Source organism: uncultured Gemmiger sp., from assembly GCA_944388105.1.
Lineage (GTDB): Bacteria > Bacillota > Clostridia > Oscillospirales > Ruminococcaceae > Gemmiger.
The window spans coordinates 1-7,836 of sequence record CALXHN010000094.1 but is presented as its reverse complement, the minus strand read 5'-3'; the positions used below and the strand labels follow the sequence as shown (position 1 = coordinate 7,836).

General features: G+C 63.2%; 7 protein-coding genes. All 7 read left to right on the top strand.

Annotated elements, in window-relative coordinates:
- A partial coding sequence (gene hcp, locus Q0K17_RS09390; protein WP_294542529.1) for a hydroxylamine reductase occupies positions 1–792 on the top strand: 792 nt, incomplete at its 5' end.
- A gap of 177 nt (positions 793–969) precedes the next feature.
- Positions 970–1,902, top strand: coding sequence for a cysteine synthase A (gene cysK / locus Q0K17_RS09385; RefSeq protein WP_294542527.1), 933 nt, complete (start codon positions 970–972; stop codon positions 1,900–1,902).
- A gap of 38 nt (positions 1,903–1,940) precedes the next feature.
- Positions 1,941–3,131: a cysteine desulfurase NifS gene (gene nifS, locus Q0K17_RS09380; protein WP_294542525.1), complete on the top strand. Its 1,191-nt coding sequence runs from the start codon at positions 1,941–1,943 to the stop codon at positions 3,129–3,131.
- A 10-nt stretch (positions 3,132–3,141) separates the two neighbouring features.
- Positions 3,142–3,537, top strand: a complete 396-nt coding sequence (gene nifU / locus Q0K17_RS09375) for a Fe-S cluster assembly scaffold protein NifU (protein WP_294542523.1) — start codon at positions 3,142–3,144, stop codon at positions 3,535–3,537.
- Between the two features lie 75 nt (positions 3,538–3,612).
- Positions 3,613–4,029, top strand: a complete 417-nt coding sequence (locus Q0K17_RS09370; protein ID WP_294542521.1) for an Rrf2 family transcriptional regulator — start codon at positions 3,613–3,615, stop codon at positions 4,027–4,029.
- Positions 4,030–4,440: 411 nt separating this feature from the next.
- A complete protein-coding gene (locus tag Q0K17_RS09365; protein WP_294542519.1) occupies positions 4,441–6,948 on the top strand; it encodes a TIM-barrel domain-containing protein in 2,508 nt (835 codons plus the stop codon).
- 175 nt (positions 6,949–7,123) lie between these two features.
- Positions 7,124–7,836 (top strand): hypothetical protein (locus Q0K17_RS09360; RefSeq protein WP_294542518.1); only part of this gene is annotated, 713 nt, incomplete at its 3' end.

Genomic DNA, 7,836 nt, shown 5'->3' with positions numbered 1-7,836 from the left:
GGCAACGCCTGGTGGAAGCAGAAGGAGGAGTTCGAGTCCTTCAACGGCCCCATCCTCATGACCACCAACTGCATCGTGCCCCCCAAGGACAGCTACAAGGACCGGCTGTACACCACCGGCGCCGCGGGCTATCCCGGCTGCAAGCACATCCCCGGCGGCATCGGGGAAGCCAAGGACTTCTCCGCCCTCATTGCCCAGGCCAAGACCTGCCCGCCGCCCCGTGAGATCGAGACCGGGGAGATCGTGGGCGGCTTCGCCCACGCCCAGGTGCTGGCCCTGGCGGACAAGATCGTGGAAGCGGTCAAGTCCGGCGCCATCAGGAAGTTCGTGGTCATGGCCGGCTGCGACGGCCGCGCCAGGAGCCGGGAATACTACACCGACTTCGCCAAGGCCCTGCCCCGGGATACTGTCATCCTCACCGCGGGCTGCGCCAAGTACAAGTACAACAAGCTGGACCTGGGCGACATCGGCGGCATTCCCCGTGTGCTGGACGCCGGTCAGTGCAACGACTCCTACTCCCTGGCGGTCATCGCCCTCAAGCTGAAGGAGGTCTTCGGCCTGGAGGACATCAACGACCTGCCCATCATCTACAACATCGCCTGGTATGAGCAGAAGGCGGTCATCGTGCTGCTGGCCCTGCTCTACCTGGGAGTGAAGAACATCCATCTGGGCCCCACCCTGCCCGCCTTCCTCAGCCCCAACGTGGCCAAGGTGCTGGTGGACAACTTCGGCATTGCGGGCATCGGCACCGTGGAGGAGGACATGCGCCTCTTCTTCGGCGAAAACGCCTGATTGCCGAAAAACAACTGAAGCAACGCGAAAAAGCCCTGCCTTCCGGCAGGGCTTTTGCCATGTCCGGAGGGGGAGAGGGACGCGGGGAAATAATTTTCCTATAAAACCTATTGACATAGTAGGTTATGTGCGCTAGAATAATACCAACTTAAACAGTAGGAATATGGAGGACCGCTTATGAGCCGCATTTATACATCCGCCGACCAGCTGATCGGCCGCACCCCGCTGCTGGAACTCACCCGCATCCAGAAGGAGCTGGGCCTGCACGCCCGCATCCTGGCCAAGCTGGAAGCCTTCAACCCTTCCGGCTCGGTGAAGGACCGCATCGCCAAGGCCATGCTGGACGATGCCGAGGCTTCCGGCCGGCTCAAGCCCGGGGCCACCATCATCGAACCCACCTCCGGCAACACCGGCATCGGTCTGGCGGCGGTGGGGGCGGCCCGGGGCTACCGGGTCATCCTGGTCATGCCGGAGACCATGTCGGTGGAGCGTCGGGCCATGATGAAGGCCTACGGCGCCGAGCTGGTGCTCACCGAGGGCGCCAAGGGCATGCGGGGGGCCATCGAGAAGGCTGAGGAACTGGCCGCCGCCACCCCCGGCAGTTTCCTGCCCCGCCAGTTCCAGAACCCCTCCAACCCCCGCATCCACCGGGAGACCACCGGCCCCGAGATCTATGAGGACACCGACGGCCAGGTGGATCTCTTTGTGGCCGGTGTGGGCACCGGCGGCACCATCACCGGCGTGGGCACCTACCTGAAGGCCCGCAACCCCGGCACCCGGGTGGTGGCGGTGGAGCCTGCCGGGTCCCCGGTGCTCTCTGCCGGCCGGGTGGGCCCCCACAAGATCCAGGGCATCGGCGCCGGATTCGTGCCCGACACCCTGGACCCCGCCATCTACGATGAGATCCTGACGGTGGAAGAGGCCGACGCCTTCGAGACCGGCCGCCTGTTGGGCCGCCGGGAAGGGGTGCTGGCGGGCATATCCTCCGGCGCGGCGCTCTGGGCCGCCATCCAGCTGGCCCGCCGCCCGGAAAACCAGGACAAGACCATCGTGGTGCTGCTGCCGGACACCGGCGACCGCTACCTGTCCACCCCGCTGTTCGCGGACTGAATCCTGTACCGCGGCGCATCTCATAAAGGAGAATTCCCATGATCTATCTTGACAATGCGGCTACCACCCGCCTGAGTGACGCCGCTCTGCAGGCCATGCTGCCCTATTTCCAGGAGCAGTACGGCAACCCCTCCAGCCTGTATGCCTTCGGGCAGCAGGCCCAGGAGGCCCTGACCGCTGCCCGCACCACCGTGGCCCGACTGCTCAACGCTGCTGACCCCCGGGAGATCACTTTCACCTCCGGCGGCAGCGAGTCGGATAACCAGGCCCTGCGCTCGGCGGCCTATCTGGGCGCCCGCAAGGGCAAAAAGCATCTGGTCTCCACCACCATCGAGCACCACGCCGTGCTCCACACCCTGGCCGCCCTGGAAAAGGAAGGCTTTGCGGTGACCCTGGTGCCGGTGCCGGAAAACGGCATCGTCCGTCCGGCGGACATCGCCGCGGCTCTCCGGCCGGATACCTGCCTGGTCAGCGTGATGTTTGCCAACAACGAGATCGGCACCATCCAGCCGGTGGGGGAGATCGGCGCCCTGTGCCGGGAAAAGGGCATCCTCTTCCACACTGATGCGGTGCAGGCGGCAGGCCACCTGGACATTGACGTTCAGGCCCTGCACATCGACCTGCTCTCCCTCTCCGCCCACAAGTTCCACGGTCCCAAGGGGGCCGGGGTGCTCTACGCCCGCAAAGGGGTGGCCCTGACCCCCCTCATCGAGGGCGGCGCCCAGGAGCGGGGACGCCGTGCCGGCACCGAAAACCTGCCCGCCATCATGGGCATGGCCGCGGCGCTGGAACAGGCCTGCGCCCACCGGGCCGAAAACGCCGCCCGGATGGCCGCCCTGCGGGATCGGCTCATCGAAGGCCTTTCCGCCATTCCCTATTCGGTGCTCAATGGGGACCGGGAGCACCGTCTGCCCGGAAACGTGCACTTCTGTTTTGAGGGCATCGAGGGCGAATCCCTGCTGCTCCTGCTGGACGACGCGGGCATCTGCGCCTCCTCCGGCTCGGCCTGCACCTCCGGGTCCCTGGACCCCAGCCATGTGTTGCTGGCCATCGGCCGTCCCCATGAGATCGCCCATGGCTCCCTGCGCCTGACCCTGTCCCCCGATACCACCCAGGCCGAGATCGACCGCACGGTGGAAGAAGTGACCCGGGTGGTCACCTACCTGCGGGGCATGTCCCCGGTGTGGCGGGACCTGGAAGCGGGCAAAACACCTTTTGTAATTCAGTGAGGTAACGATAATGGCTCTGTACAGTGAAAAAGTCATGGACCACTTCCGCCATCCCCGCAACGTGGGCGTCATCGAGAACGCCGACGGCGTGGGCGAGGTGGGCAACGCCAAGTGCGGCGACATCATGAAGATCTATCTCAAGATCGAAAACGATACCATTCAGGACGTGAAGTTCGAGACCTTCGGCTGCGGCAGCGCCATTGCCTCCAGCTCCATGGCCACCGAACTCATCAAGGGCAAGCCGGTGTCCGAGGCCATGACCCTGACCAACAAGGCAGTGGCCGAAGCCCTGGACGGTCTGCCGCCCCACAAGATGCACTGTTCGGTGCTGGCGGAGGAAGCCATCCAGAAAGCCCTGCAGGACTACTACGCCCGCAGCGGCGCCACCCCGCCCGCCGGCGTCTGATCCGGCCCGCCCTTGCAGCCTGTTCGCAAAATGATGTATAATCAGGAAGGAGAACGAACAGAGGTGTTGCAAGGAATGATTTCCACAAGAGGGCGGTATGCCCTGCGCATCATGGTAGATCTGGCGGAACACCGGGGGGAAGGCTATGTCCCCATGAAGGAAGCCGCCGCCCGACAGGGCATCTCCCTGAAATATCTGGAACGGATCCTGCCCGCCCTGACCCGGGGCGGCCTGGTGGAAGGCCAGCAGGGCAAGGGCGGGGGATACCGCCTGTGCCGGGACCCGGAACACTGCACCGCCGGGGAGATCCTGCGCCTGACCGAAGGCGACCTGGCCCCGGTGGCCTGTCTGTCCTGCGGGGCCGCCCCCTGCAGCCGGCAGGCCCAGTGCAAGACCCTGCCCATGTGGCGGGAGTTCTACCGCATGACAAACGAATATTTTGACGGCATCACCCTGGCAGACCTGGTCCGCAACGGCCCGGACGCCGTGTGAATGCCTGTTTCCCCCAAAAGCCTTGCCGCACGCCGGCAGGGCTTTTTGCATATTGAAAACCACTCGTCAGACCAGTGGTTCAGGATAAGACTTTTGCCGATGATGCCAAACGTTACCCCCTGAAAATAAGAAGGGTTCAATGCGAGGATAAGAAAGCAGCTCCCAAAATGAAGCACATCCCCACTTTCGCAACTGGCAGACCCTACCAACGCCACATGAAGCGTGCGCTGGTATTCCAGGGGTTCAGTCATCTGTGAAAAAACGGTTTTGCCGGGGGGATGACTGCAGGCCCCGGTATGCGGAAGAAAAATGTGGCCGGAAAATCCCATGCAGGGCAAAAAGGGCGGGAAAATATGGTATAATGGGAAAAAACACCACAAGCCCGACACAGGGCGGAAGGGGACCTGTATCATGTATCTCTGCAAAGAATTCCGGGAGATGGAGCCGCTGGACGGCGGCTTCCTGATTCATACCAACTGTGCGGACATCAAGGTCTGCTTTGTCACCGATGAGATCGTCCGCATTCGGGTCTCCTTCGACCGAGAGATGGCCGAGGAATCCTATGTGCTGGCCACCACGGCCTGGGCCGACCGCCTGGACGGTCTGTTTGCCGGCGAGCGCACCCGCCTGCAGCCGGTGGAACCCCGGCTGAACGAAACGAAGGAGGGGTATGTCTTTTTCACCCCGGCCGTGCTTCTGCAATTCTGCAAGGACCCGCTGGGCTTCAAGCTGTACAACCGCGAAGGGTACCTTTTGTACAGTGACCTGGCCGGAACCCCCTACACCCTGGATGCCAACCGCCGCATCACCCATTACAGCGCCATGAATGAGGATGACTGCTTCTACGGTTTCGGCGAAAAGACCGGCGTGCTGAACAAGAACAAGCATTTTATACGCCAGCGCGCCACCGACGCCATGGGCTATGATGCCGCCGCCATGGACACCCTGTACAAGCACATCCCCTTCTACATCCGGCTGAACCGGGCCACGGCCAAAGCGGTGGGGGTGTACTACAACAATTTCTACGAGTCCGTCTTCAACATGGGCTGCGAGAAGAGCAACTACTGGTCCCGCTATACCTACTGGCAGGCGGACGGCGGCGACATCGACCTGTTCCTGCTGGCCGGCGACACCCTGCGCCGGGTGCTGGACAATTACACCCGCCTGACCGGCCGTCCGGCCCTGCTGCCCAAGCGGGCCCTGGGGTATCAGGGGTCCAGCATGTACTATCCCGAGCTGGAAAAGGACAGCGATGAGGCGGTGCTGGACTTCATCGACACCGTCAAGGAGGAAGGCTTTCCCATTGACGGCTTCCATCTTTCCTCCGGCTACACCAGCTGCAACAACAAGCGCTGCGTGTTCACCTGGAACACCGACCGCTTCAAGGACCCCCGGGCCTACTTCCAGGCCATGAACGAGAAGGGCGCCCAGAATGTGCCCAACGTCAAGCCCGGGGTGCTGCTGTGCCATCCCTGGTTTGACGAGTTCAGCGCCAAGGGCGTTTTCGTCAAGGATTCCACCCAGGACACCTACGCCGTGGGCAGATGGTGGGGCGGCGACGGCGCTTTCTGGGACTACACCAGTCCGGCGGGCCGCCGGGTGTGGAAGGAATACCTCACCAAACACATCATCGACGTAGGCACCGATTCCATCTGGAACGACAACTGCGAATACGACAGCCTGCTGGACAAGGACTGCCGCTGCGACTTTGACGGCAAGGGCGGCACCATTGCCCAGCTCAAGCCGGTCATGAGCACCCTTATGTGCAAGATCGGGGCCGAGGCGGTGGTGGAGCACAACCCCGACGCCCGTCCCTACATCGTCTGCCGCAGCGGCTCCGCCGGCATCCAGAAGTATGCCCAGACCTGGTGCGGCGACAACTTCACCAGCTGGAAGACCCTGCGCTACAACATCCCCACCATCACCGGCATGGGCCTGTCCGGCCAGCCCAATGAAGGCGCCGACATCGGCGGTTTCCACGGCCCCGCCCCGGAGGAGGAACTCTTTGTGCGCTGGGTGCAGAACGGCATCTTCCAGCCCCGGTTTTCCATCCACTCGGCCAGCACCGACAACACCGTCACCGAGCCCTGGATGTACCACGGTTCCGCCCCCCTCATCCGGGATGCCATCCTGCTGCGCTACCGGCTGACGCCCTACCTCTACTCCGCCGAATATGAGGCCAGCCGCACCGGTGCGCCCATCATGCGCCCCCTGGTCTACGAATTCCAGAACGACCCCCGGGTGTACGACGAGAGCTTTGAATTCCTGTTCGGTCGGGACATCCTGGTGGCCAACGTCCTGGAACCGGGCGTCAGGACCTGGAAGGTCTACCTGCCTGCCGGCTGCAGATGGTACGACTGGAACAACAACTATGCCTGCTACGAGGGCGGCCAGACCATTGAGGTGCCGGTGGACATCACCACCATTCCCATGTTCATCCGGGAAGGGGCCGTCATCCCCATGGCGGACAACCGGATCATGAACATGGCCAGGGACCCGGTGACCGACCTGCATCTGCTGCTGGCCCCCGGCGGGAAGAGCATCTACACCATGTACGACGATGACGGCGTGACCAACGATTACCGGAAGGGCGTGTTCCGCAAGACCATCATTGCCATGTCCGGCACCAGCCTGGTGGAGGTGGTCATGTACTCCGAGGGGAGCTATGCCGAGGGGAGCTATGCCGATGTTGTGGAGCGTGTCACCGTGGAGATGATCCGCAAGGACCGCAGCCCCTTTTGGGTGGTGCTGGGGAATACCCCGCTGGAACACTTCCTCAACCGCCGCAAATTTGAAGCCGCCGCTTCGGGCTGGTATTACAGCCAGACCAAAAGGGCCGTGCTTATCAAGTATCCCAACCCCCGCAGGGACCTGGCCCTGACCGTGTCCTTTAAAGATTTCGACCTCATTGGCATGTAAATGAAACGCGCTTCTCTTTCCGGAAAGGCCGCAGCGTATGCTGCGGCTTTTCTGCTTTTCCGCCGCATTTTTTCCAAAACCGGGACCGGCGCGACAGATGCCGCCACGATCCGCACCCCGCCGCCGCTATAATAGCAGGCATGGCGGGGGTGTCTCCGCCAAGACCAAGCGGAAGGTGGAGAGCAACACGAGGAAAAATCTACATACAAACGGCCGGCGGCTGTGGGCCCTGGCCCTGTCGGTTTTGCTGGGCGTTCTGCTGCCGGTGTCCATCGGAGCACAGCCGGCCACGGGGGAGACTGCCACCGGGGAAACGGCAGCGGTCTTGCCGGCCACGGGGGAAAGCGGAACACGTCCTTCTGCCGCGTCCCGGAAGGCGGACACGGCGGCGCCCCTGGCTTCGGACGGGGTGCTCACCGACGCCGTCTCCCCGGTGGGGACCACCATCAACCTGTTTGATTACTGGATCACCACCCAAAACGCCCCCGATACCACCAACCCGCCCGATATGGACCAGGGCATCAACCAGGGCAAGCTGCTGCAGTTCACGGCGGCGGCGCCCCGCAACCCCAACGGCGGCATCAACGATTACACCGGCAGCGCCAAGCCACGCACCGGCATTGTGCAGGACCTGCTGCAGAACAATTACCCCATCCTCAGCCAGGGGGGCCAGTCCCTGGATTACCTCTTCAACCCCAACCAGGCCAACCCGGGCAAGGCCTCCTACCCCAACGTGCGGGACCTGCTGCAGATCGACGACCAGGGCTACTATTACTACGACAGCGCCCTCAACTTCGCCCAGTATGACCAGGGCACCAACGCCTTCATCCTGTACGATTCCCCCGGGGTTCTCTCGGGCGGGTCCTCCGGGCAGGCGGGGCAGTTCTT

Bases quoted from the DNA above. Each gene is read 5' to 3' on its own strand.
- nifS (WP_294542525.1), top strand. From the start codon at position 1,941: ATGATCTATCTTGACAATGCGGCTACCACCCGCCTGAGTGACGCCGCT.
- Q0K17_RS09370 (WP_294542521.1), top strand. From the start codon at position 3,613: ATGATTTCCACAAGAGGGCGGTATGCCCTGCGCATCATGGTAGATCTG.
- cysK (WP_294542527.1), top strand. From the start codon at position 970: ATGAGCCGCATTTATACATCCGCCGACCAGCTGATCGGCCGCACCCCG.
- nifU (WP_294542523.1), top strand. From the start codon at position 3,142: ATGGCTCTGTACAGTGAAAAAGTCATGGACCACTTCCGCCATCCCCGC.
- Q0K17_RS09365 (WP_294542519.1), top strand. From the start codon at position 4,441: ATGTATCTCTGCAAAGAATTCCGGGAGATGGAGCCGCTGGACGGCGGC.